The organism is Aminobacter sp. MSH1, from assembly GCF_003071665.1.
In the GTDB taxonomy this organism is placed as follows: domain Bacteria; phylum Pseudomonadota; class Alphaproteobacteria; order Rhizobiales; family Rhizobiaceae; genus Aminobacter; species Aminobacter niigataensis.
This window is the reverse complement of the sequence record NZ_CP026265.1, coordinates 4766353-4789494: the sequence shown is the minus strand read 5'-3', so window position 1 is coordinate 4789494 and position 23142 is coordinate 4766353. Positions and strand designations below refer to the sequence as shown.

The window sequence follows — 23142 nt, the reverse complement described above, 5'->3', positions numbered from 1 at the left end:
AGGCGGCCATGGCGCGGAACCCCAAGATAGAACTACGCCATCTTCGATATGTTGTTGCCGCCGCCGAGCGCGGCAGCTTTCGGGGTGCGGCTAAGGCACTGAATATTCGTGAGTCCGCCGTAAGTCGGCGTATCCGGGATCTGGAAGACGAAATCGGGGCCGCTCTTTTCATACGCCATCATGGGGGCGTCGCTCTCACCCATGCAGGCCAGAGGTTCCTCGTCCGCGCGCGTAAAGCCATCAGACACATAGGTCACGCCGCCATGGACGCTGGTTCGTTTGGGCGCGGCGAAGCGGGCATTGTGCGCATTGGGATATTCTCATCCCTCGCGTCGGGGTTCCTTGCAGATCTGCTTCGCGCCTACGTGGCTGGGAATCCAAGCGTCCGCCCGGATCTGGTCGAGGGTGGGCCGAGCGAACACATCTCCGCCGTCCAAAGGCACCAAATGGATGTCACGTTCCTGACTGGCGAGCCGATCGCCGACGGATGCGACAGGACGCACCTGTGGAAAGAGCAGGTCTACGTGACGTTGCCGAGCGATCACGAACTGGTGCCGAGGGACGAAATCTTCTGGGCTGACCTTCGTGACCGGCACTTCATCGTCAGCGAGGCCGACCCCGGACCCGAGATTCACGAATACCTCGTCAAACACCTCGCCGACCTGGGTCATCATCCAAGCGTCGAGCGTCACGGCGTCGGCAGGGACAACTTGATGCACTTGGTCGCCATAGGCCGTGGCCTTACCCTTACTAGCGAGGCGACCACGGCCGCGCGATTTCCAGGCGTAGTCTACCGGCCACTGTCAGGGGAAATCCTGCCGTTCTGCGCGATCTGGTCGCCGCAGAACGATAATCCGGCCCTTCGACGGCTGTTGAGCCTTGCAAGGATCATGTCCAAGCGTGGCACGTCCATCTCTGATGGCAGGGTCGGCAACTAATCCTTCGCCGAGCCAGGCGTCGCTATCGGCGGGCGACTACCTTGAGGCTCGCGCCGCGCTTTGGCAAAACCTCGATCTGTCGCCATGAAGCGCTCAACCATGGGTGCGATCAACTTGATGGGATCGTCGACCGGCCGCCCTGTCTCGCGCGCAAGCACCTCGGCATAAGCTGCTAAATCCCGGTGAAGCATAGCGGGGAGTTCCATCGTGATCTTGACAGGCTTGTCGTGGGCGATCGGGCCGAGTTTCAGTTTCGCCATTAAGAGCCTCCGTAGGGTTCGAGCACCAGATCGCGGGTGACGATCACGCGGACTGGGAATCCAGGTCGAATGGTAAGCGTCGGCGCAATGTTGAGCTGTCGGCTAACGATCTGCTGACCGGTCTGACTGACGCTGTCCGATGCCCCTTGGCGCAACGCGCGCACAATGTCGCTGTCCTGGCCCGACGATCCTGCCTCTGCACCGACGCTAAGGATGGTGGAGAGCGCGGCGGCCTTGAACAGTTCGTCCCAGTGATAGTCAACGCCATCCTCCAGACCGGCATATCCCTCGGAGTCGGTGCCTGGTTGGCGTTCGAGCACGATCGAGCGTCCGTTCGGCATAATGAGCCGGTTCCAGACCAGCAGCACGCGGCGCTGGCCGAAGCCGACGCCGTTATCGTATTGGCCGATCAATCTGGTGCCTTGGGGCACAAGCAGGATGCGGCCGGTCGGGCTGTCATAGATGTTCTCAGTGACCTGAGCAGTGATCTGGCCGGGCAGATCGGAGCGGATGCCAGTGATCAGCGCCGCCGAGATCACCGCTCCGGCCTGCAGGATGTTCGGCGAAGCCGGCGCAGCGACCCGATCCGGGGAGACGGTCCGCCGATCGACGGCAGCGTTGAGGAAGGCCAGCTGGCGGTCTTGTGCGGTCGGTGTGGCCGGCTGTGGCGCGAGGCCGAGGCTGGTTAGGTCTGGCGCCGGCAGTTGAGGACTGGCGGGTGGCGTTCCGCCCGGCGATGCCGCCGCCGACGCGGAGGCCGTCCTGGTTTCCGTTGACGCGAACAGGCGCGCCGTGCGCGCGGCCTCCAATTCCTGCAGCCGGCGCTGTTCCTCGGCGCTGAGGCCGGGGTTGGGTGTCGCAATGCCAGGAACGGGGACCTGCTGCCCCCGGTTCTGAGCGTCGAGGATGGGACGGCCAAGGTCGCCGGGCAGCGGAGGACCCAGCACCGGCCCCGTATAGTCGCGCGGCAGGCCCGCAAGACCGTCGGCGGTGGCGCGATTGTCAGTCGAATACAGCTCCTCATTCGGCCGGCCGCCGTCGCGGGTCTGGAGGGCGTAGATCAGCGCGCCGCCAATCCCGACGCTGGCGACCAGACCAAGACCGGCCAACACCTTCCTTGACAAGCGCGTGACACGCGGCGCCTCGGCGCGCAGGCGCATTGGTGGCGCCGGTTCGCCGGTCAAGGGCTGCTCGACGTTTCCCGGCTGGGGCCCTTCCTCTTTCCGGGGATCGATGTCGCTCACGATGCCGGCCTCCCGTCGGTGCGGGTGATGCGGACGCGCTTCTGGTTTTTGTCGGCGCCGAAGCGCAGCTCGGCGGCGGCGAACAGGCGGTCGACGATCATGTGGTTGCCGCGAACCCGGTAGTTCACCAACTCGGAGGTGTTGCCTTCAGGGCCGATGACGAAGAGCGGCGGCATCTCGCCCTGACCAATGCCGCGCGGAAATTCGATGAACACCTGACGGCCGTCGTCGAAGGCGCGGAGCGGCCGCCACGGCGCGCGGTCGCCGTCGATCTCGTAGCGGAAATTGACGCGGGAAATGTCGATGCCGGTGGCGACGGGCTGGGCTGCCTGGGCCTCGGTGTTCTGACGGCGCAGCGCGATCAGCTGATCCTGCGGATACTGCCAGGAGACGGACGCCATATATGTCCGCTCGGTCGAGCGGAGCTCCATGTGATAAGTGCGCAGGTTCGTGTTGATGACGAGGTTGGTCATCAGTTCGGCGCGCGTGGGTTTCACCAAAATATGGATCTGTCGCGTCGCGCCCGTTCCGCTTTCGGTGTCACCGATGATCCAGCGCACGGTGTCGCCGGCGGCGACGGGCCCGGAACCCACGAGCTGCTCGCCGGGCTGGAGTGCGACGTCGGTGATCTGCCCGACGGCGGTGTAGACCTGATAGAGCGCGCCCTGCGTGAATGGATAGACCTGCATCGAGTTGATGAAGCCGTTGCGTACCGGCTGAATGCGCGCGGCGGCATTGGCCTGATTGACGCGAGCGGCGGGATCGGTCGCCTCCGGCGCGCTTCGTGTCGTCTCGACCCGCTTCATCTGGCCGGGCAGCGGCAGTGGCCGGGGAAGTTCGACCACGGTGACCGGCGACGGCGGATCGATCGTCTGCACGGCGGGCGCCGCGTCATCATAGCTGATCTCGGGCGGCTTCTGCGTCGTGGCGCAGCCGGCGAGCGCGGTCGCCGCGAGGAGAAGGAGCGACAGCGCGGCTTTGCGCAAAACCGGAGAGACGTATGTGTGCGAAGCCGGGATTGCGGCTTTACGGAAAGACGACTTCATTGTCCCAGCTCCCGTGACCAGTTGATGGCGTTGACGTAGATTCCGAGCGGGTTGGCCCGGAGTTTTTCGGCGGTGCGCGGCGGCTGCACGACGATGGTGAGGATGGCGGTCCAGCGTGATGTCTCGGCGAGAGCGCCGTCCTGATAGCGGCGCTCGACCCAGGCGACGCGGAAACTCGTGGGGGACGCGCGGATGACGGACGAAACGTCAATCGAGATCTGCTGCTTGCCGACCTTGGTGAAAGGGTCGTTGGCGCGGGCGTAGTCGTTGAGCGCCATCGCGCCGGCCGAGGTTGTGAACTCATAGGCGCGCAGCCAGTTCTGCCGCACGATGATGGCGTCTGCCGGGATCGAGCGGACCTGCTCGATGAAGCGCGCGAGGTGCCAGGCCATCTGCGGATCGGTCGGCTGATAGTCGGCGGTGGCGGGTGCGACGGCCTGGGCCTGCCCGAGCCGATCGACCTGCACCACCCAGGGCACGATCGTTCCGCGCGCCGACTGCCAGACTAGCGCCGAAGCGAATCCTGCCGAGAGGACCAGCGAGCCGAAGGCCATCCAACGCCAGTTCTTCGCCTGCACACGGGCCGAGCCGATGCGTTCGTCCCAGACCTGGCCGGCGCGCTGGTAGGGCGTCTCGGGCTCGGGTGATTTGCCATAGTGGGTTGCCGGTCGTTTGAAGAGGCTCATCAGCGGTCGCTTTCGGAAAGGTTGATGGAAGAGCCGCCGCCGTGGCTGTCACCAGAGCGGACCGCATGCGCGGCGGCCTGGACGCCATGCGTGATGTTTTGGGAGCGCTTCATGCGCTTGGCCCAGTCGGGAGGTCCCTGACGGGAAGAGGCGCTCTGATTGGCGGAGGCGTCGTTGGCGGCCTCCGTCTCGCCGCCAACCGTGCTCGCGGTCGAGGAGCCGCCGGTCGCCTCGAAGGCGGACTTGGCGCCGGCAGAGAAGCTCGACTTCGTACTGTCGGCGGCACGCGACGCGGCGCGCTTCAGCGGAGAGGCCGCAGCGGACGCCCCCGCGCGGGCGACACCGCCGAGACCCGAAGCAACGCCGGCGGCGCCGGACTGGCCAGCCGCGCCGAGGCTGTAGGCGGTGGACGCTCCGCCCGCGAGGGCGGCACCACCGCGCGCAGCGGCGGCCGCGCCACCGATCGCCGCCGCGCCTCCGGAAGCAACGGCTCCCACAGTGGCGGCGCCGGCGGCGACCATGCCACCCGCGGCGAGGCCGGTGCCGACGGCAGCGCCTGCGCCAAGCTGCGGACCGCCGGAGACAAGGCCATTGGCAATGCCGGGACCGAAGATCCCGAGGCCCAGCAGCGAGAGCGCCGCGAGCACGATCGCCATGGCCTGGTCGATCGTCGGTGTCGCGCCACCGAAGCCAGCGGTGAATTCGGAAAAGAGCGTCGAGCCGATGCCGATGATGACGGCGAGCACCAGCACTTTGATCCCGGACGAGATGACGTTGCCCAGCACGCGCTCGGCCATGAAGGCCGATTTGCCGAAAAGGCCGAACGGGATGAGCACGAAGCCGGCGAGTGTCGTCAGCTTGAACTCGATCAAGGTGACGAAGAGCTGGATCGCGAGGATGAAGAAAGCGAGTAATACCAGCGCCCAGGCAAAAAACATGCAGGCGATCTGAATGAAATTCTCGAAGAAGCTCCAATAGCCCATCAGGCCGGAGATGGAATCGAGCAGCGGCCGGCCGGCATCGAGCCCGGTTTGCGCCACCTTGCCAGGACGCAGCAAATCGGCGGTCATGAAGCCGGTGCCGCTCGCCTTCAGACCGAGCCCGGCGAAGCTCTCGAAGACGATGCGGGCGAGATTGTTCCAGTTGCCGATGATGTAGGCGAACACCCCGACGAACAGGGTCTTCTTCACCAGCCGCGCCATGATGTCGTCGTCGGCGCCCCAGCTCCAGAACAGCGCTGCCAGCGTCACGTCGATGACGATCAGCGTCGTGGCGATGAACGCGACTTCGCCGCTGAGCAGTCCAAAGCCAGTATCGATGTAGCGGGTGAAGACCTCAAGGAAGTGGTCGATGACGCCGGTGCCGCCCATGATGTTACCTGACTTCTTCGGGTTGAAGCGGAACGGCAGGCGCCGGGATGGTCGCCGTCGGGTGGGGCGACTGTGGCGGGTCAGGCAACCGCTCGGCGGGGCGAGATCCGGGAGCCAGGAAGCGGCGACGGTTCTCGGCCCAGGCGCGCAGACAGGACGGGTCGCGCGGACCAGCCTCGCCGATCCCTGCGCAACGGATGAGTTCGGCCCGCAAAGGATCGGCGGCCTCGTCACCGGGACGATCGACACTTCGATAGATCGGCGCGGCCTCGTGTCGGTTCATCTCGACGGCCGTGGCGGTGACGGCCACGGCGATCAAGACGATGGCACTGACGCGGGCGAACATCTTTCCGTCCATGATCGCGCCTCTCAGTTGCCGCTCTGGAACATCCGGGCGTTGCCGGGCTGATAGCCCGAACCGGGGGTGAGGAACCGACGGCGCTGCTCGCGCCCCTGTTCGGCCGCTGTGGCTTGCTCGGCGGACTGGAGCGCCTGCGCCCGGCCATTGGCGGCGACGACGGCCGTGAGGTCGGCGAGTTGCTGCGCCTGCAGCGCCAGGAGCTGGTTGCCGGCCTGCGTGGCCTGAAGGGCTCCGGTCGCGCCCTGGCTTTGACCGACCAGCGCCGACATCTGCGTCCGGTTGGTGTCGATGTTGCCGACGACGCCGGCCTGGACGCGCATGGAGTCCTGCAGGCCGCCGACCGTGTTCTGCCAGCGCGAGCGCGCGTCAGCGACAAGCTGTTGGTCGGATGCTGATAGCGAGATGTTGCCGTATTTGGTCTGGAATGCCTTGTCGATATCCTGGACGCTGTAGGCGATGTTCTGCGCTTGGGTGAGGAGCTGTTGCGTCCGCTGCACAGACTGCTGAAGCTGCTGAAGCGAGGAGAAGGGCAGACTTGCGATGTTGCGGGCCTGGTTGATCAACATCGTCGCCTGATTTTGCAACGAGGTGATCTGGTTGTTGATCTGCTCGAGCGCGCGGGCGGCCTGAAGAACGTTCTGCGCGTAATTGGTGGGATCGTAGACGATGATGGCGTGCGCCGGCGCGGTGAGCAGCGGCGACAGCGCCAACGGTGCCGCCAGGATAGAGAAGGCGAGCCGAGCGGCGCGCGTGCGGGAGCGATAACGGGTCATGACGATACCTCCGGGCTGGTGGGGATGGCGGTCTGGGGAATGACGTTGGTGAGATCGGCGATCAGATCCGACGCCCAGCCGAGCGAGCATTCGGCGAGCCACTCGTGCAGGAAGCCGTCACGGCCGGACCGGGCGAACACTTCGGCGATCAGAGCCTGGTGCTGCTTCGAGGACGCGGCGCAGAGCGCCAGCGCGACGTCGGACAGGCCCAGCTCGAACAGCCGGTTGCCGCGCCGTGACTGGCAGTAATAGTCGCGCTTCGGCGAGGCCCGCGCGAGAATCTCGATCTGGCGATCGTTGAGGCCGAAGCGACGATAGATCGCGGTGATCTGCGGCTCGATAGCCCGTTCGTTCGGCAGCAGCAGGCGGGTCGGGCAACTTTCGATGATCGCCGGCGCGATGGCAGAATTGTCGATGTCCGACAGCGACTGCGTGGCGAAGATGACGCTGGCGTTCTTCTTGCGCAGCGTTTTCAGCCACTCGCGGAGCTGGCCGGCGAAGCCTTCGTCGTCGAGTGCGAGCCAGCCTTCATCGACGATCAGCAACGTCGGTCGGCCGTCGAGCCGATCGTCGATGCGATGGAACAGATATGCGAGGACGGCGGGGGCGGCGCCCGTGCCGATTAGGCCCTCGGTCTCGAAGGCCTGGACCGATGCATCACCCAGATACTCGGCCTCGGCGTCGAGCAGCCGGCCGTAGGGGCCGCCGACGCAATAGGGCCGCAGCGCCTGTTTCAGGTCGTTCGACTGCAGCAGGACGGCGAGCCCGGTGATAGTGCGTTCGCTGACGGGCGCGGAGGCCAATGAGGTCAGCGCCGACCAGAGATGCTCCTTGACGTCGGGGGTGATCGGTACGCCCTCGCGCATCAGGATCGCAACGATCCAGTCGGCGGCCCAGGCACGTTCCTGAACCTCATGGATTCCGGCGAGCGGCTGGAGCGAGACGGAGGTGTCCGATCCCTCGGTCAGGCCACCGCCGAGATCGTGCCAGTCGCCACGCATCGCAAGGGAGGCCGCGCGGATCGATCCGCCGAAGTCGAAAGCGAATACCTGAGAGTCGGTATAACGGCGGAACTGCAACGCCATCAGCGCCAGCAACACCGACTTGCCGGCGCCGGTCGGGCCGACGACGAGCGTGTGGCCGACATCGCCGACGTGAAGGGAAAACCGGAACGGGGTGCTTCCCTCAGTCTTGCCGTAGAGCAGTGGGGGTGACCCGAAGTGCTCATCCCGTTCCGGCCCCGCCCACACCGCCGAGAGCGGGATCATGTGGGCGAGATTGAGCGTAGAGATCGGCGGTTGCCGGACATTGGCGTAGACGTGGCCGGGCAGCGAGCCGAGCCAGGCATCGACGGCATTGATCGTCTCGGGCATCGCCGTGAAGTCGCGACCCTGAACGATCTTTTCGGCCAGCCGCAGTTTCTCGGCAGCGATGCGCGGATCCTCGTCCCAGACCGTGACCGTCGCCGTCACATAGGCCTGGCCGGCATAATCGGCACCGAGTTCCTGAAGCGCCAGATCGGCGTCGGCAGCCTTGTTGGCAGCATCGGTGTCGACGAGCGCCGAGGCTTCGTTGGTCATCACCTCCTTCAGGATGGCGGCGATCGATTTGCGCTTGGCGAACCATTGCCGCCGGATCTTCGTCAGCAGCTTGGTCGCATCGGTCTTGTCGAGCAGGATCGCGCGCGTCGACCAGCGATAGGGAAAGGCGAGCCGGTTCAGATCGTCGAGCAATCCAGGCGTGGTTGCCGTTGGAAAGCCCACGATGGTGAGGATGCGCAGATGCGCCGTTCCCAGTCTTGGCTCCAGCCCGCCCGTGAGCGCCTGGTCGGCGATCAGGGCATCAAGATACATCGGCGTCTCGGGCACTCGGACGCGGTGGCGTTTGGTCGAGACGCAGGAATGCAGGAAGGTCAGAGTCTCGCCGTCATCAAGCCAGACGCATTCGGGCATGAAACCTTCGACGAGCTGCAGCACGCGATCGGTGCGGTCGATGAAGGCGCGCAGCATCTCACGGGCATCGACGCCCGATTGCTCTCGGCCCTCATAGAGCCAGGCTTCGGTGCGTGCGGCGTCCTCGGCCGGCGGAAGATAGAAGAAGGTGAGGAAGTAGCTGGACTCGAAATGCGTGCCCGCCTCCTCGAAATCGGCTTTTCTCTCGGCATCCAGCAGACCCGACGCTGAATCGGGGAAAGTGCTGGAAGGATAGGTCGCGGCGGCATGCCGCTGCGCCTCGACGAAGATCGACCAGCCGGAGCCGAGACGCCGGAAGGCGTTGTTGAGGCGGCCGGCGACGGCGACCAGCTCAGCCGGCACGGCGGAATCCATATCGGGGCCGCGGAAGCGGGCCGTGCGCTGGAACGAGCCGTCCTTGTTAAGGACGACGCCTTCGCCCACCAGTGCGACCCAAGGCAGGAAGTCGGCCAGCCGCGTGTTGCGATTGCGATATTCGGCGAGGTTCAACATCGATGCCGCTCCTCAGACTGACAGATGGCCGGGGATGCGCAGATGGCGGCGCACCACATCGACGAATTGTGGATCGCGCTTGGCGGCCCATACGGCGGCGAAGTGGCCAATGGCCCAAAGGCCGAGGCCGACCAGCCAGAGGCGAAGGCCAAGGCCAAGCGCCGCCGCCAGCGTGCCGTTGAGGATGGCGATCGAGCGCGGGGCGCCGCCGAGCAGGATGTGCTCGGTCAGCGCCCGGTGGACGGGCACGCTGTAGCCCGGCACCTCGCCGGCATGGTCGGCCACGCCCGCCATCAGACGAGCGCTCCGCCGCCGAACGAGAAGAACGAGAGAAAGAACGAGCTGGCCGCAAACGCGATCGACAGGCCGAAGACGATCTGGATCAGGCGACGGAAGCCGCCAGAACTGTCACCGAAGGCCAAGGTCAGGCCGGTGACGATGATGACGATCACCGCGATTATCTTGGCGACTGGACCTTCGATTGACTGAAGGATCTGCTGGAGCGGCTGCTCCCACGGCATGGACGAGCCTGACGCGTAGGCGGCGGGCGCCAGCGCAATCGACAGCAAGGTCACGGATGCCACTGTTGCGATATGACGGCGTATGCGGAGTGATTGACGGATCATGCTGGGTCTCCCGATGGTTTGGATGCTGCGTGGGTGATGGCGTAGTCGCCGGTTGGGCCGAGCCCATCGACCCGGGCGAGTTCGGCAAGACGTCGTTGAGCTCCGCGACCGGACAGCACGGCGACGAGGTCGATGGTCTCGGCGATCAGCGCGCGTGGGACGGTGACGACGGCTTCCTGGATGAGTTGTTCGAGGCGGCGCACCGCGCCGATCGCGGTGCCGGCGTGTATGGTGCCGATGCCGCCCGGATGCCCGGTGCCCCAGGCTTTCAGGAGGTCGAGGGCTTCAGCGCCGCGGACCTCGCCGATCGGGATGCGATCGGGGCGAAGGCGTAGGCTGGAGCGCACCAGATCGGACAGCGAGACGACGCCGTCCTTGGTGCGCAGCGCAACGAGATTGGGTGCTGCGCATTGCAGCTCGCGTGTATCCTCGATCAGTACGACGCGATCGTCCGTTTTCGCGACTTCGGCCAGGAGCGCATTGGTGAGCGTTGTCTTGCCGGTCGAGGTGCCGCCGGCGACGAGAATGTTCTGCCGGGAGGCCACGGCATCGCGCAGGGCCTCGGCTTGCGCGGCCGTCATGATGCCGCCGGCGACGTAGTCGTCGAGAGTGAAGACGGCGACGGCAGGTTTTCGGATCGCGAACGCGGGGGACGCAACGACAGGCGGGAGAAGCCCTTCGAACCGCTCACCCGTCTCGGGCAGTTCGGCGGACACACGCGGTGCGCCGGAATGCACTTCGGCGCCGACATGGTGCGCGACCAGGCGCACGATCCGTTCGCCGTCGGCGGCGGAGAGCCGCTCGCCCGTATCGGAAAGCCCCTCGGAAAGTCGGTCGATCCAGAGCCGCCCGTCAGGGTTGAGCATCACCTCGACGATCGCGGGGTCTTCCAGGAACCGGGCGATGGCGGGGCCAAGGGCGGTGCGCAACATGCGCGCACCCCGCGTGATCGCCTCGGATTTCTGGTGAGTTGTCGCCACGTCGTCCCCGTTCTTTCGCGGGCGCGCTACGCAAGCGGCCCTCATCGGGGATGATTAAAAGAGCCAGAAATCAGGCCGGTTCAACAAGATTAGATCGTCGTAGTAGCCTAGCGTGCAAATACAGGAGAACGGCGGAACCGGCTCCGACTTGATTGGCTGCTGGCAGACATTATCGGTCCTCTGGTGGCGAATCCTCGTCGCGAGGCCTTTCGGCAACATCGTCGGGTATTTCGCGAAGAAAGCTCTGGCCCTTCTGGAGCCTTTTGCCGAGCGTCTCGACGAAACCGTCAAATCGCTCGCGCCCCTTGATCTGCGCAGTTGCTTGCGCATCTCCCGGCAATGGCGGGGTGATCGTCAGCCAGAAGCGCACGAACAGCGCCAGCGTTTCGGCCGTGACACCGAGATCGCGCTCAATGCGTTGTGCCTGGCGCGAGAGCCGATCCATCCGGCGAGTGAAGGCGGCCTCGCGTCGATCGGCGGCGTCCGGCGACAGGAACGACGCCACGGCCGCCTCGACGATGGCCGATCGCGGTATCTTCTTGCGCTCCGACAGCTCGTTGATCCGGGAGATCATCTCGACGGGCAAGGTGAGGTTCAGTCGGTCGCGCATCGATCCCTCCTACAGGTCCATACCGTCATTGGGATCGAGGGAGACCTGGCGCGCCACCCCAGTCATCTGGCGACGCAACGCCTGACGCTGGCGCGCAACATCTTCCGGCTCCTCGTCGAGCAGAGCCGCGAATTCCTCCGCGGGGGCTTGGTCGGTCGTCTCCTTGACGATAGCGACATGATCGGGAAGCTCGGGTTCGCGGCGCAGGCCGCTATTGGCCCGATCGCCCTCCGCCTTTTCCATCTCGGCCAGCAGCACTGCATCGGGCTTCTGGGGGACAAGAGCCGACCATCCGTCTGCGCGGGACGTTCGCCCGGACTTCTGCGGATCGGGCGGCGACAGCACGCGCTCCTTGAAGCGGGCGTCCTCATAATAGCGAGCCTTTTGCGCGCGGATCGGCGGGGTGCCGGCAATCATGACGATCTCGTCAGTCGATGGGAGCTGCATTACCTCGCCGGGGGTCATCAACGGGCGAGCGGTTTCGGAGCGCGAAACCATGAGGTGGCCGAGCCAAGGCGAAAGCCGGTGCCCGGCATAGTTCTTCATCGCCTTCATCTCGGTCGCAGTGCCCAGCGCATCGGAGACGCGCTTGGCGGTCCGTTCGTCGTTGGTCGCGAAGCTGACCCGGACATGGCAGTTGTCGAGGATCGAGTTGTTCGCCCCGTAAGCCTTCTCGATCTGGTTCAGCGACTGCGCGATCAAAAAGCTCTTGATGCCATAGCCTGCCATGAAGGCGAGTGCGGACTCGAAGAAGTCGAGGCGACCGAGCGCCGGGAACTCGTCGAGCATCATCAGCACGCGATGCTTTCGCTCCTTGGCGTGCAGGTCCTCGGTCAGACGGCGGCCAATCTGGTTCAGCACAAGACGGATGAGCGGCTTGGTCCGCGAGATGTCGGATGGCGGCACCACGAGGTAGAGCGTCGCCGGACGCGGATCGGCGATCAGGTCGGCGATACGCCAGTCGCAGCGTCGCGTCACCTGGGCGACGACGGGATCGCGATAGAGGCCGAGAAACGACATGGCGGTCGAGAGTACGCCGGAGCGCTCGTTGTCGGATTTGTTCAAGAGCTCGCGCGCCGTGGAGGCGACCACGGGATGCGGCCCGTTCGGCCCAAGATGCGGCGTCGTCATCATCGCCTTCAATGTCGTCTCGATCGGCCGCTTCGGATCCGAGAGAAAGCCGGCGACGCCGGCGAGTGTCTTGTCGGTCTCGGCGTAGAGGACATGCAGGATCGCGCCGACCAGCAGCGAGTGGCTGGTCTTCTCCCAGTGATTGCGCCTGTCGAGCGAGCCTTCGGGGTCGACCAGCACGTCGGCAACATTCTGGACGTCGCGGACCTCCCAGTCGCCGCGGCGGACCTCGAGCAGCGGATTGTACGCGGCGGATTTCGGGTTGGTCGGATCGAACAGCAGCACGCGGCCATGCTTGGCCCGGAAGCCGGCGGTGAGCTGCCAGTTCTCACCCTTGATGTCATGGACGATGGCTGAGCCCGGCCAGGTCAGCAGGGACGGCACGACCAGGCCGACGCCCTTGCCGGAGCGCGTCGGCGCGAAGCACAGCACATGCTCGGGCCCATCATGTCGGAGATAGTCGCGCTCCAGCTTGCCGAGCACGACACCATCCGGGCCAAGGAGACCCGCCGCTTTCACCTCTCCCTTCTCGGCCCAGCGCGCCGAGCCATAGGTCTCGACACTCTTGGCTTCCCGCGCCCGCCAGACTGACATGCCGATGGCGACCGCGATCGAGATGAAGCCGCCCGACGCGGCGATGAAGGCGCCGTGTGTGAATATCTCCGGCGCATAGGCGTCATAGGAGAACCACCAGGCGAAGAAGGCCGGCGGGAAATACACCGGCATGCCCGCGAGCCTGAACCAGGGCGCTCCGAGCTGGGCCTGAAATCCGAGCTGCCAGGCGACATACTGCGTCGCGCCCCAAGTCGTGATCAGGACGATCAGGAACACAATGATGATCTGGCCCCAGAGGATTTTGGTCGCGGACATCAGCGTGCTCCTTGTCTCTTGTTCATGGCTAAAGGCCGAGGTCGCGCTTGCGCCCGAGGCTCCACTCGATGCCGCCGCCATCGCGGGCGACGCCGGCGATGTGCTGGCCTAGCTTGCGTTCGATCTCGCGCGACCAGGGCACGAGCTGGAAGCCAAGCCCGTTGTCGATCATGGCGAAGCGGCCCGAGGAGAGCGTCAGCCGCTGGCGATAGGTGCCCGAGACATGCTCGCCGGCCGCAGCCTTCACATGAGGCAGGCCAGTCTCGGTCGACAGCTTCTCGCCCACGACGTCCAGCTCGCGGCGGCGCAGCGTGCTGAGGAGATCGCGCTGGAGCATGATGCGCAGGCCCTGGCGGCGACCGAGCCCTTCGTCAGCGAGATGTTCGGCACGGGCCTGCATGGCGTCGCGCGCCTCGCGGCCGAATCCACCCATGGAGAGGGGCATCTGCTCACGCTCCACCAGACGGTGGTCGAGCCACGTGGCGCCCGGCGCGGTGATCTGGCTGCGCAGATCGAGGTCAGAACGGGTGGCGAGCACCAGCGTCGGCCGCTGGTCCTCCGGGCTGCCGAACCGTCGAACCTCGACGATGCCGCCGACTGGCGGCGCATGCTCGAAGGCCTCGATGCCACGGAAGCGGACGTGGTGGGCGCGGCCGTCGGTGCCGTCGATCACGGCATAGGCTTCACCGGTCAGCTCGTCGTGGAGACCCTTGTCGACCAGCCGGCCGATGATCGGCGAGCCGGCCCCGCCGTCGATCACATAGTCGGCGACGCTACGATCCTGGCCGCGCTCGGTGAAGGCGCGGTGCATGGTCTTGATGACGTCGCCGCGCATGCCGAGGTCGCGAAGATGGCGTTCAGCTTCCATGCCGACCATCCACTCCCCGGAGCCAGTCGAGGTGGCGAGCCCCATCTTCTCGAGACGCTGAAGACGGCCGATCATCAGGCGGCGGATCTCCGGGTTGGCGGCGTCGCCGGAGTCGGGGCGCAGGTCGATGGCGCCGACGTCGTCGGCCTGGCCCCGGATCTCGACGTCGAGGCGGGTCCACCGCTCGGCGGTGACCTCCTTCTCCAGGGCGCTACGGATTTCGTGCTCGGGTTTTGGGCCAAGCTCGATCGCCACCAGATCCTCGGCGCGGGACCGAAGGCCGCGGCTGATATAGTCGCGCGAGATCACCAGATCGGCGCCGGTCTCGTCCACACCGCGCACGAGCAGGTGGACGTGCGGATTGTCGGTGTTCCAGTGATCGACGGCGACCCAGTCGAGCCGTGTCCCCAGATCGGCTTCCATTTGGCTCGCGAGATCGCGCGTGAAGGCCTTGAGGTCGGTCATCTCGCCGGCGTCCTCGGGCGAGACGATGAAGCGGAAATGGTGCCGGTCGTCCTTGGACCGGTCGGCAAAGGCGAGATCCTCAGTGCGATCGGAGCCGGCGTCGAACATCACGCCCTTTTCTCCGTCCCGGCTGACGCCTTCGCGCTTGAGGTAAGACAGATGCGCCGACAGCGGCGCGGAGCGGAAGGATCGGCCCTGATGGCGCACGACGCGCGCCTTGACGACGACGCGACGGGTCGAGTTGAACAGGCGGCTGCGGCTGAAACTGCCGCGCCCCCGGCCAAAGGTCGAGCGGCCATAACTGGACGCGCGCCTGCCTGACGCCGGCGCGCCGGTATGGCCTGCCTTTTTGGCGGCCCGCAGCACCTGGTTGAGGAAGCTCTTCGCCTTTGGGGCGCGTGTGATTTTGATGCGGCCAGGCCGGACCCGAAAATCGCTGTCGCCCTTGGTCATGACGCAGATCCGAGGAGCAGCATTTCGGGGCCGTGCATACGGAGGCTTTGAAATTCCTCAACAAAACCGGGCTTCATGCCCGCGACCGACCGCCATGCACACCAAAACGCAAGCCTCTTCAGAGGCTTACAGCGTTTCGGGCATGCGCTTTTATCTCGCCGTCTGTTGGTCGCGTTTCCCTGCCATCCCCATCTTCCCGCCCAACCTGACCGGACGCTCGCCACACCGCGCCAGAGTGCGAATGCCATCATTGCGGCTCTCCCGCACGATTGCGGGAGACGAACAGGCCGCCCGACCGCGGGACGATGGCGGAGACATCGCGCACGGTCGTTGTTGTCGGCGCATCGTCGTGAGTACCGCCAAGCTGTACAGGATTGGCAGCCGTTGTGTGCTCGAGTTGCGCGATGAACAGCGGTGCGCGCGTCCAGGCTTGCGGACCGGCGGCGGCAACGACGGTCGCCGGAGCGGTCAGTTCACCGCCGCCGAAAAAAGGGAGGAGGGCGGCCACATAGGCACGTGTCTCCGCCGGCAAGGGACGGCCGGCGAGATATTTCTCATATCGACCGGGTCCCGCATTGTAGGCGGCGAGAAATCCGGGCGAGCCGTACCGGTCGTTCAGTTCGCGCAGATACGCCGCGCCTGCCAAGATGTTGTCACGCGGATTATAAGGATCCCTGCCGAGCGAATAACGGACGCGCAGACCGGCCCAGGTTTCGGGCATGATCTGCATCAGACCCATCGCGCCCTTCTGTGAGATGGCGCGCCTGTCATTTGCACTCTCGACCCGCATCACCGCCCTGATCCACGCCGCCGGAATGCCGAAGCGCTGTACGGCCTCCGCGATGTGGACGGCATAGGGATCGATCTGACTGGGACGTTCCACGGACGCACTCTGCGCCAGCGTGACGGCCGACGGCGCGCCGACAAGAAACAGGCCGGAAAGGAAAAGGAGGCCCGCTTGCCGGGCGGCGCGATGACGACCGGCAGCGGTGACACGGCGGCCTGATGGGGATGGCCAGCGCATCGGCTCAATCCCGGTCGCCGCGCTTCGGCGGACGGTTCCAGTGTAGTCCCCAAGCGCTCTTGTCGTCGCCCGACTGGAACAGATTGGCGCGGATCGGCTGTGCGAAGACGGGATCGTCGAGCTGCAAAGAGACGTAGTCGCCGGCACGTTCGCCAGTGCGTTTCCAACCAGCGCCGACCTCCGGCCCGTCTTCATCGCGGATGTGGATCCGGTAGTCAGGCGCGTTCTCGGCGTCTGACGGTTCGGCCGGAACGAGCGTCAGCTCGATGTCGAGCGAGAAGGTCCGGATGCGGCCGGAATAGCCGGACTTCGTGCGGGTGAATTCTCCGATCTGAGGCATGGGAAGGCTCCTTTGTTGTGCGGTGGAGGACGGGATGGACGCGCGCGTCACCGCATCGGTGCGCGCCATTCGAAGCGGCCGTTGCCGTCTTCATCGGTGTAGAGAGGCGTCGCCCGGCCGATGATCGTGTCGGTCGCGACAGGCCCGAAGTAGCGGCCATCGAGGCTGTCCCGGACCTGCCAGTTCATCAGGAAGATCTCGCCGACTCCCAGCAGTCGGCAGCCTTGCCAACTCGGCAAGGCGCGGCCCGATCGATCGCTATCGAGCGCCTCGGCCATGTCGATGCCGTCGACTGAAATGATGTGGCCGGTGCGGCAGACGCGTTGCCCGGCAACACCGGCAACGCGCTTCATCAGGGGTACGCCGTGCGGCAGATATCCGCGCTCGGCCAGGAAGGTCGCCAGCGGTTCGGGCGCATCGACGGCGACCAGGTCGGTGACCTCGGGCAGATCATCGGAATCGATCGCGTAGAGCCCGATCGGCACGCTCGCGGAGGCGTTCCAGATGAGCTTGAGCGGCAGCGGGAGGACGGCTGCCATGACGACGCCCATCGTCGCGAAATACGTTGCCATGACGTAGCCGAAGCGGCTCATGGCTCGGCCCTCCGGCGCAGCAGGAAGGCGCGATGCTGCTCGGCGCTGTAGGCGCGCGGCTCTTCGCCAGCGGTCAGGCGGTTGTGGACGTGGCGCCAGTGATCAGACGATACATCTGCCGGATCGACACCGATCGACTCGATCGCGTCGACCGCCTGCAGCACCCGCTCGACCTTGGGCCAGCCTTCGATCTTCAGCAGGATGTCGCCGCCTGGCCGGACGAAGGGCAGCGTCTGGAACGGCTCGCCGGCGGCGACCGCGCGCACGATATCGATGCGCGAGATGACCGTTCCGAAGTCGTTCGCTTCCCAGCGAACGAAGGCGAACACGCTGTTCGGCGCAAAGCCCATGACACGGCGACGGCGATCGAGGATCTGCTCGTGGATGTCGCGGCCGAAGCGGATCCAGTTCTCTTGTCTCTTCTCGATCCAGGTCAACTCGACCAGTGTTGTGGACGGTGGCGGGCTGGCCGGCGCAGCGCTGCTGCGCGCGCGGGGGGCCGCGATGTCGGTCATGACGGGTCTCCCTCGATGGTGGGGAATTCACGCGCAAGCAGCTCGCGCAGCATCTCAGTGACGGTGACGCCGCGCTGGAAGGCGGCGATCTTGATGCGCCCGCGCAGGTCCGATGTGACGTCGATGGTCAGTCGAGCGCTGTAACCGGCATCGGCCGAGGCGCGTGTGGAGGGCGCGTCGGAGGCCTTGATCCAGCTCTCGGGGTCGGCGGGACGAGTGGCGAAACTGCGCTTGCGCGGTCGCTCGCTCATGGCGCGATCCTCCCGATTTCGGCGCAGAGCGCAGCGATTTCGCGAGCGGCGGGGCTGCCCTCATCCACTTCGGAAACGAGGCGGCCGGATTGTGCTGCGTCCGCGAAAGCAACGCGCTGGCCGATGGTGGCGGTGAGCACCGGCGGATCGTGATCGGCAAGTGTCTCGGCCGTCGCGCGGGCGATGACGGTGCGCGCGCCACAGCGGTTCAGCACAAAGCGGGCGACGAGTTGAGGGCGGTAGATGCGGGCCTCGCCAAGCAGCGATAGCATCTCAGCCGAGGCCCAGCCGTCGAACGGCGACGGCTGCACCGGGATCAGCACAAGGTCTGCGGCGAGCAGCGCCGAGCGCATCAGCGCGGCGACACGCGGCGGACCATCGATGACGATGTAATCGACGTCGCGCGCGAGCTCCGGGGCCTCGCGATGCAGCGTGTCGCGCGCCAGACCGACGACGCCGAAGAGTCTCGGAAGGGCTTCGCGAGCGCGCTGCTGCGACCAGTCCAGCGCAGAGCCTTGTGGATCCGCGTCGATCAGCGTGACGCGCTTCCCCCTGGCGGCCCATTCGCCGGCGAGATGGAGGGCCAGCGTCGTCTTGCCGACGCCTCCCTTTTGATTGAGGAGCGCGACGATCATTCCGACTCTCCCGATGCCGGATCGAGAGGGAGTCGCCGCGTGCTAGAAGTATCGATGCGCGCGCCTTTCGGCAGCGTCCCGGGTGTCTTTTCGGGACGGGCGGCGGTGTTTTCCACATCGCGCGCGTGTCTTCTAAGGTTAGATTCTGGGTTAGACTCTAAGTTAAGGGCGCGATTCCGGCTTTGTTTTTCGTGGCTTATGCCCTGTTTGGGTTCCCGATAGCACGTGCCAGCGGTTCCCGATGGCACGATAGTTCGGGTTCCCGATAGCACGAGGCTATCCACAGCTTGTCCACAGGGCACTGACGGTTTGAAGGCCAGCAGCACGCGGCCGCCGATTTCGACCTCGATGAACAGCGTGTAGCCCGGTAGCGGCTGGCGGCGGATGATGTCGCGCAGCTCGAAGGCGAAGCGTTTGAAAGGGGAGAGGCTGCCGGATTTCTGGTAGAGATGCCGGAAATCGAAGCGCCAACCGTTGCGCTGCTTGCCGCCATGTTTGCGCACCAGACGGTAGAGCCAGCGGTCGAGGCCACCCGTGAGATTGAAATACGCCCGGTCGATCGTAAGTACGAGCGCGTCATCAAGGACGGCGCGATAGAACCAGTCGGGGACAATCAGCTCGATTCCGGCCGGCTTGCCCTGGCGGTCGGTGCGCTCCTGCCATTCGTTGATCCAGGAAAAGCGATGCCGGCGACCTTCCGCCGGCTGGCGGATCGAGGTGGCGATGGTCGTCGACTGGAGCCGGTCGAGGGCGGCCTTCAACCGCTGGTAGTCGCGCAGGCCGACGCCGCGGCCGATGAAGTTCAAGATCTCGTAGGGCGTCGCGGCCATCAGGCGTGAGGTGCGCAGGCCGGCGTCGCGTGCCTCGACGATCTGACTTGCCGCCCAGATCAGGATGTCGGCGTCCCAGATCGTGGCCATGCCATGATTGGGCACTGCCTCGACACGGATCGACACGTCGCCGGCGACGAAGTCGATCGGCGCCGTGCGATGGGATTTGGAGAGGGAGAAGAACGGATAGGCCATGAGATCCTGCGCGTCGCGGGGCGCGAAGTCGCCGGGGAGCGCGTGGAACAGATCGAGCTGTCCGCGCTCCGAGATCGGGCGATGTCGCGCCGTCATTGAAGGGAAGCCCGAGCGGTCAGCGCGCGAAGCGGCCGGCGTGCGCGGACGGCGCGGTCTCTTGGCGTTTTGCAGGCAGCACAGCGCCGCGCGGATCGGAGGTCGAGGTGACCGCGCCGCGTTCGGTCCAGGCCTGCAGATCATCGACCGCGTAGACGACACGGCCGCCGAGCTTGCGATAGGAGGGGCCGGTCCCGTAGGTGCGGTGCTTCTCCAGCGTGCGGGCCGACAGGCCCACGAAGTGCGCGGCTTCCTTGGTGCGTAGAAAACGCGGCGGCAGTGCGCTGAGATTGGGTGTCATGATCGGGCCTCCGTGGTGTCCGTGGGTGTCGCTGGCGTTCAGCGGCTGACGAAGGCCACGATGGCGAAGGGAAACCGGCGAGTTGCAGCGGTTTTTTGGGGGTACTAAATTCCCACACCGTCAGCCGCATGCGATCCGGCTAGGATCGACGTCGATGACGAAGCAGTTTGCGATAGCCGCCCGCGATCATGGCGCGGGCATCCGCGAGAAGGTCTGCCACGACATGGCGGGCGGAGGCGGCCTGCCATTCGTCACGGGTGAGTTTGCCGATGCGCAGAATGACCTCGGCGATTTCCTGCTGTGTCGCTCCGGCGCGATACCCGTCAATTGCTTGCAGCATGCGCCGCGCGCGGGCCAGTTGCTGGCGCGTGAGGCGTGTGTCGGGCGGAATGGCGCGGCCGTGAAGGGAGGCAAGCAGCCGAGCAACGGCTTCCATGCGATCGAACCCCTCCATGCTGAGCGGGATCACCGCTACGAGCGGCTGCTCGGTCGATCCGTCGTGGAGAAGCGCCAGGTGCAGGCGCTGGCCGTTTCCCAATTCATGCAGGACATGAGGGCCGTGTTCGGGCGATATCTGTAGGAGGGGCGTGCTATCCGCAGCGATGGATGCTGGCGCCGGCGTCAGTATAACCGATCCGGTGTCTTCCTCCGGAAGCCAGAACACCTGCGCCTCGGTGGACTTGAGAGCTGGGGCAACAGGGAAATCGCAGCCCCCACCGTGTACCGACGCGTTCGATCGGCGACGATGACTCGAGAAGTTCGGCGTAATCGCGCTGATAATCCTCGTTCCGTCGCAACCATTCCCAACCGATATCGGGGGCATTGAGCTGGTCGACGTAATCGTAACCTGATGACGATCGCCACCGGGATGTGTCGGGCGACATCGAAATCCTCCTCGCTCGCATTATTCGTGCGCTTTGAGCTGGATACGATTCCGAGTTGAGTGACTGAAAGGAAGTCCCTGGACCGGCAACGGGTGTTGCCGTCACGGCATCACCGCCTCAGTGGCGATGGCCTTCACGTACGAGTTCGCGGTAGCCGTGGGTTGTCATCCAGCGGGCGCGGGCGAGATGGGTGTCGTGGACGCGCCGGGCTCGGTCAGGGTCGCATTCGGGATCGAGACCGAAGAGAATATGGACGGCTTCACGCCAGTCCGCGCCGTCCGTCGCAGCGTCGAGCAGGCGCAGATAGAGCTTCATGTGCTCACGATCATAGGTCGTGAGCTCTGCGCTCTCTGGCGGCTCATCTAAAAAGTCTGTCTTGGTCACGACCGTCCCTTAGAATCATTCTTATCCATTCCGGAGGGGTTTGTTAACCGTTCGCCGGTTGCACCGCAGCGCAAGCCGCGCCGCCAGTGACAACGCCAGGGCGAACCAATGGTCAAAGGGGCTCTATCGCTTGTTGGTTTTTCCACGGACCACCATCACTCCTTCGCCCTGGTCGGTGGTCAGGAGGAGGATGCCGTGGCTTTCAAGAGCCCGCCGGACCTGATCGCGCGTGGTCTCATACACCTCGAGACCGCTTAAGGATTCGAGGCGTTTCAACGCGGTCAGCGATACCTGGGCCTTGTCAGCGAGCGTCTCCTGGTTCCATCCGAGCAACGCGCGTGCAGCCCGCGATTGTTGGGCGGTGATCATGCATTGATCACCTCCCACCGACACGAACGCACACGCTATAACTACGACTATAATAGTCGTTCTAGTCGGCTGACGCTACCTGATACTGCCTTCTGAAATCCGATCGCGCCCCTTTTGCCGGAAACTGATTCGGTGCGCGCAAGCGTTTGGCCCCGCCCGGATTTTCCGGGCGGGGCGTCGCGCCGACCTCAGTCGCCGTTGCGGCGGTTCGGGCGGGACCAGATGAGGCTGAAGCCTTCGCCTTCCTCGTCGTCGAAGAGGTTGGCGTAGATCGGAGCGTTGAAGCTGGGATCGTCGAGCTTCAGGCCCAGATAGGCGCGCCCCTCGTTGGAGGTCTTGGACCAGGCGGCGCCGATCTCGGCGCGACCGACGAAGACGCGGTGGCTGGGGGCGTTCTCGCCGGTGGCGCGGGCCTCGGGGACGATGCGGACGTTCTTGGTCTGCAGGCTGAGGGTGACGATTTCGCCGGTGAACTCGTTGTTGCCGGTCTTCTTGAAGGTGCCGATGGTCGCCATGGTAGTTCTCCTTGAACTCTGATCCGAGCCCGCACCATTGCGGCCTCGATGGCGATCGACAGGCCGGAGGCGATTGACGGCGCACCCCGCAGGGGCCTGACAGCAAAGGAGGGGCTTTCTTGGCTCGCGAGGAATGACGGCAATCCGGGGTCCCCGCGTGGCTTGCCGCGTGGGGTGGGTTCCGGCAGGGGAAGAAAGTTTCGACGGCGCTGTTGCGGCATAGGCGATCGAGGCGCAGCCGACCTTCGGCCAGATCAGCCCATTGAAGAGGCCGTTTTGGAGCGGTCGACCTGACAGAGACGCATCTCAGGAGAACGTGGCGACCATCCTGGACCGATATGACCGTGGCCACATGAGACATCGCGACGTCGCCCGGCTTCGCCAGACTCGAAGTCCTGTGGACTGCTGCCCCCGCCCACGAGATCGCACCATGTCGGCCATCGCACCGTCGGGCGTGCGGTCACGGCGCTGCGCCCAGCACCGTCACCGAGGTAATGGCGTGTCGGTTGGGTTAGCCGTCGATCGATCAACGCGATTGCAAACAACCCGGCCGACGAGGAGCGCGACACGTAAGACATCAACCCGCCGTCCTGCCGCCGCCTGCAACGATGTCAGGCGCGCGCGACGTTCTGCCCGGTTGGCCCGGGCGCGGCCATCGCTGTCACCCGGATCAGCGCCGTGGCGCCAACGGCGATTGCGCCGATGACGGAGAAGATGATCTGCCAGGTGTCGGAGGGCATGGTGTGTTTCACGATGCCATGCGTTGCGTGGTAGCCGGCGAGCGCCGCCGGCGCGACGAAGGCGAGTGCGATCGCGAGGCGCATCCAGAGCGGACGGATGAAGGCGAGCAGGAACTGCCCGAGGCCGAGCGTCAGTGCGGCGGCGACAAGGCCGACGATGATCGCGCCGAGCCATCCGGCGCCGGTCTGATAGGCCCATGTCCCGGCGCTGACGCCTGCAAAGAACGGCAGCGCGAAGACGGCCAGTGTGAACAGCAGCCAGCACAGAGCGCCGATCGCCGCGATGCTGGAGAGGATGCCGATGAAGATCATGATGGTGGTCTC

At 65.5% G+C, this 23142-nt stretch carries 29 protein-coding genes and 1 pseudogene; 2 read left to right on the top strand and 28 right to left on the bottom strand.

The window, feature by feature from the left end:
- Window positions 1-8: 8 nt before the first annotated feature.
- Window positions 9-152, top strand: a pseudogene (locus CO731_RS29410) (LysR family transcriptional regulator); the annotation flags it as partial.
- Between the two features lie 111 nt (window positions 153-263).
- Window positions 264-938 (top strand): LysR family substrate-binding domain-containing protein, encoded by a 675-nt coding sequence (locus tag CO731_RS23580; RefSeq protein ID WP_245439944.1) that lies wholly within the window; start codon window positions 264-266, stop codon window positions 936-938.
- Here CO731_RS23580 and CO731_RS23575 read toward each other — a convergent pair.
- The 28 genes from CO731_RS23575 to CO731_RS23445 form a co-directional block, all read right to left on the bottom strand.
- Window positions 935-1198, bottom strand: coding sequence for a DUF2274 domain-containing protein (locus CO731_RS23575; RefSeq protein ID WP_108609075.1), 264 nt, complete (start codon window positions 1196-1198; stop codon window positions 935-937). The genes CO731_RS23580 and CO731_RS23575 overlap by 4 nt on opposite strands.
- A complete protein-coding gene (locus CO731_RS23570) occupies window positions 1198-2442 on the bottom strand; it encodes a TrbI/VirB10 family protein (protein WP_108609074.1) in 1245 nt (414 codons plus the stop codon). Before CO731_RS23570 ends, CO731_RS23575 begins: the two co-directional genes overlap by 1 nt.
- Window positions 2439-3488: a P-type conjugative transfer protein TrbG gene (gene trbG, locus CO731_RS23565; protein WP_108609073.1), complete on the bottom strand. Its 1050-nt coding sequence runs from the start codon at window positions 3486-3488 to the stop codon at window positions 2439-2441. Before trbG ends, CO731_RS23570 begins: the two co-directional genes overlap by 4 nt.
- Window positions 3485-4174 (bottom strand): conjugal transfer protein TrbF, encoded by a 690-nt coding sequence (gene trbF / locus CO731_RS23560; protein WP_108609072.1) that lies wholly within the window; start codon window positions 4172-4174, stop codon window positions 3485-3487. The genes trbG and trbF overlap by 4 nt, the downstream gene beginning before the upstream one ends.
- Entirely contained in the window at window positions 4174-5544 is a 1371-nt protein-coding gene (trbL, locus tag CO731_RS23555) for a P-type conjugative transfer protein TrbL (RefSeq protein ID WP_108609071.1), read from the bottom strand. The genes trbF and trbL overlap by 1 nt, the downstream gene beginning before the upstream one ends.
- A 4-nt stretch (window positions 5545-5548) precedes the next feature.
- On the bottom strand, window positions 5549-5902 hold the full coding sequence (gene trbK-alt / locus CO731_RS23550) for a putative entry exclusion protein TrbK-alt (protein ID WP_108609070.1): 354 nt from the start codon (window positions 5900-5902) through the stop codon (window positions 5549-5551).
- 11 nt (window positions 5903-5913) lie between these two features.
- Window positions 5914-6678, bottom strand: a complete 765-nt coding sequence (gene trbJ / locus CO731_RS23545) for a P-type conjugative transfer protein TrbJ (protein ID WP_108609069.1) — start codon at window positions 6676-6678, stop codon at window positions 5914-5916.
- Window positions 6675-9143 (bottom strand): conjugal transfer protein TrbE, encoded by a 2469-nt coding sequence (gene trbE / locus CO731_RS23540; RefSeq protein WP_108609068.1) that lies wholly within the window; start codon window positions 9141-9143, stop codon window positions 6675-6677. Before trbE ends, trbJ begins: the two co-directional genes overlap by 4 nt.
- A gap of 12 nt (window positions 9144-9155) precedes the next feature.
- On the bottom strand, window positions 9156-9437 hold the full coding sequence (locus tag CO731_RS23535) for a VirB3 family type IV secretion system protein (protein WP_108609067.1): 282 nt from the start codon (window positions 9435-9437) through the stop codon (window positions 9156-9158).
- Window positions 9437-9769: a TrbC/VirB2 family protein gene (locus CO731_RS23530; RefSeq protein WP_108609066.1), complete on the bottom strand. Its 333-nt coding sequence runs from the start codon at window positions 9767-9769 to the stop codon at window positions 9437-9439. Before CO731_RS23530 ends, CO731_RS23535 begins: the two co-directional genes overlap by 1 nt.
- Window positions 9766-10749 carry a P-type conjugative transfer ATPase TrbB gene (gene trbB, locus CO731_RS23525; protein ID WP_108610017.1) on the bottom strand — a complete coding sequence of 328 codons (984 nt, stop codon included), beginning with the start codon at window positions 10747-10749 and terminating at the stop codon, window positions 9766-9768. Before trbB ends, CO731_RS23530 begins: the two co-directional genes overlap by 4 nt.
- Before the next feature lie 169 nt (window positions 10750-10918).
- Complete coding sequence (locus tag CO731_RS23520; RefSeq protein ID WP_108609065.1) at window positions 10919-11359, bottom strand: ribbon-helix-helix protein, CopG family; 441 nt, start codon at window positions 11357-11359, stop codon at window positions 10919-10921.
- 9 nt (window positions 11360-11368) lie between these two features.
- On the bottom strand, window positions 11369-13360 hold the full coding sequence (locus CO731_RS23515; protein ID WP_108609064.1) for a conjugal transfer protein TraG: 1992 nt from the start codon (window positions 13358-13360) through the stop codon (window positions 11369-11371).
- A gap of 28 nt (window positions 13361-13388) precedes the next feature.
- Window positions 13389-15146, bottom strand: a complete 1758-nt coding sequence (locus tag CO731_RS23510) for a DUF3363 domain-containing protein (protein WP_108609063.1) — start codon at window positions 15144-15146, stop codon at window positions 13389-13391.
- Window positions 15147-15393: 247 nt separating this feature from the next.
- Window positions 15394-16170, bottom strand: a complete 777-nt coding sequence (locus CO731_RS23505; RefSeq protein ID WP_108609062.1) for a lytic transglycosylase domain-containing protein — start codon at window positions 16168-16170, stop codon at window positions 15394-15396.
- A 4-nt stretch (window positions 16171-16174) separates the two neighbouring features.
- Window positions 16175-16510, bottom strand: a complete 336-nt coding sequence (locus tag CO731_RS23500) for a DUF736 domain-containing protein (protein WP_108609061.1) — start codon at window positions 16508-16510, stop codon at window positions 16175-16177.
- Between the two features lie 47 nt (window positions 16511-16557).
- Entirely contained in the window at window positions 16558-17103 is a 546-nt protein-coding gene (locus tag CO731_RS23495) for a S26 family signal peptidase (protein WP_108609060.1), read from the bottom strand.
- Window positions 17100-17618, bottom strand: a complete 519-nt coding sequence (locus CO731_RS23490) for a DUF2840 domain-containing protein (protein ID WP_108609059.1) — start codon at window positions 17616-17618, stop codon at window positions 17100-17102. Before CO731_RS23490 ends, CO731_RS23495 begins: the two co-directional genes overlap by 4 nt.
- Window positions 17615-17869 carry a hypothetical protein gene (locus tag CO731_RS23485; protein WP_108609058.1) on the bottom strand — a complete coding sequence of 85 codons (255 nt, stop codon included), beginning with the start codon at window positions 17867-17869 and terminating at the stop codon, window positions 17615-17617. The genes CO731_RS23490 and CO731_RS23485 overlap by 4 nt, the downstream gene beginning before the upstream one ends.
- Window positions 17866-18504, bottom strand: a complete 639-nt coding sequence (gene parA, locus CO731_RS23480) for a ParA family partition ATPase (RefSeq protein WP_108609057.1) — start codon at window positions 18502-18504, stop codon at window positions 17866-17868. Before parA ends, CO731_RS23485 begins: the two co-directional genes overlap by 4 nt.
- Window positions 18501-19625: a replication initiator protein A gene (locus tag CO731_RS23475; protein ID WP_108609056.1), complete on the bottom strand. Its 1125-nt coding sequence runs from the start codon at window positions 19623-19625 to the stop codon at window positions 18501-18503. Before CO731_RS23475 ends, parA begins: the two co-directional genes overlap by 4 nt.
- A 19-nt stretch (window positions 19626-19644) precedes the next feature.
- Window positions 19645-19926, bottom strand: coding sequence for a helix-turn-helix domain-containing protein (locus tag CO731_RS23470; protein WP_108609055.1), 282 nt, complete (start codon window positions 19924-19926; stop codon window positions 19645-19647).
- A gap of 139 nt (window positions 19927-20065) precedes the next feature.
- The gene (locus CO731_RS29405; protein ID WP_245439943.1) at window positions 20066-20362 is read right to left on the bottom strand and encodes a DUF2285 domain-containing protein; all 297 of its coding nucleotides are present in this window, start codon (window positions 20360-20362) and stop codon (window positions 20066-20068) included.
- A gap of 154 nt (window positions 20363-20516) precedes the next feature.
- Entirely contained in the window at window positions 20517-20810 is a 294-nt protein-coding gene (locus CO731_RS29400) for a DUF6499 domain-containing protein (RefSeq protein WP_245439500.1), read from the bottom strand.
- 117 nt (window positions 20811-20927) lie between these two features.
- Window positions 20928-21194, bottom strand: coding sequence for a DUF2285 domain-containing protein (locus tag CO731_RS23460; RefSeq protein WP_108609053.1), 267 nt, complete (start codon window positions 21192-21194; stop codon window positions 20928-20930).
- A 123-nt stretch (window positions 21195-21317) separates the two neighbouring features.
- Complete coding sequence (locus CO731_RS23455; protein ID WP_108609052.1) at window positions 21318-21563, bottom strand: hypothetical protein; 246 nt, start codon at window positions 21561-21563, stop codon at window positions 21318-21320.
- 188 nt (window positions 21564-21751) lie between these two features.
- Window positions 21752-22078 (bottom strand): DUF736 domain-containing protein, encoded by a 327-nt coding sequence (locus CO731_RS23450; RefSeq protein WP_108609051.1) that lies wholly within the window; start codon window positions 22076-22078, stop codon window positions 21752-21754.
- A gap of 611 nt (window positions 22079-22689) precedes the next feature.
- Complete coding sequence (locus CO731_RS23445) at window positions 22690-23130, bottom strand: hypothetical protein (RefSeq protein ID WP_108610016.1); 441 nt, start codon at window positions 23128-23130, stop codon at window positions 22690-22692.
- Between the last annotated feature and the right edge of the window lie 12 nt (window positions 23131-23142).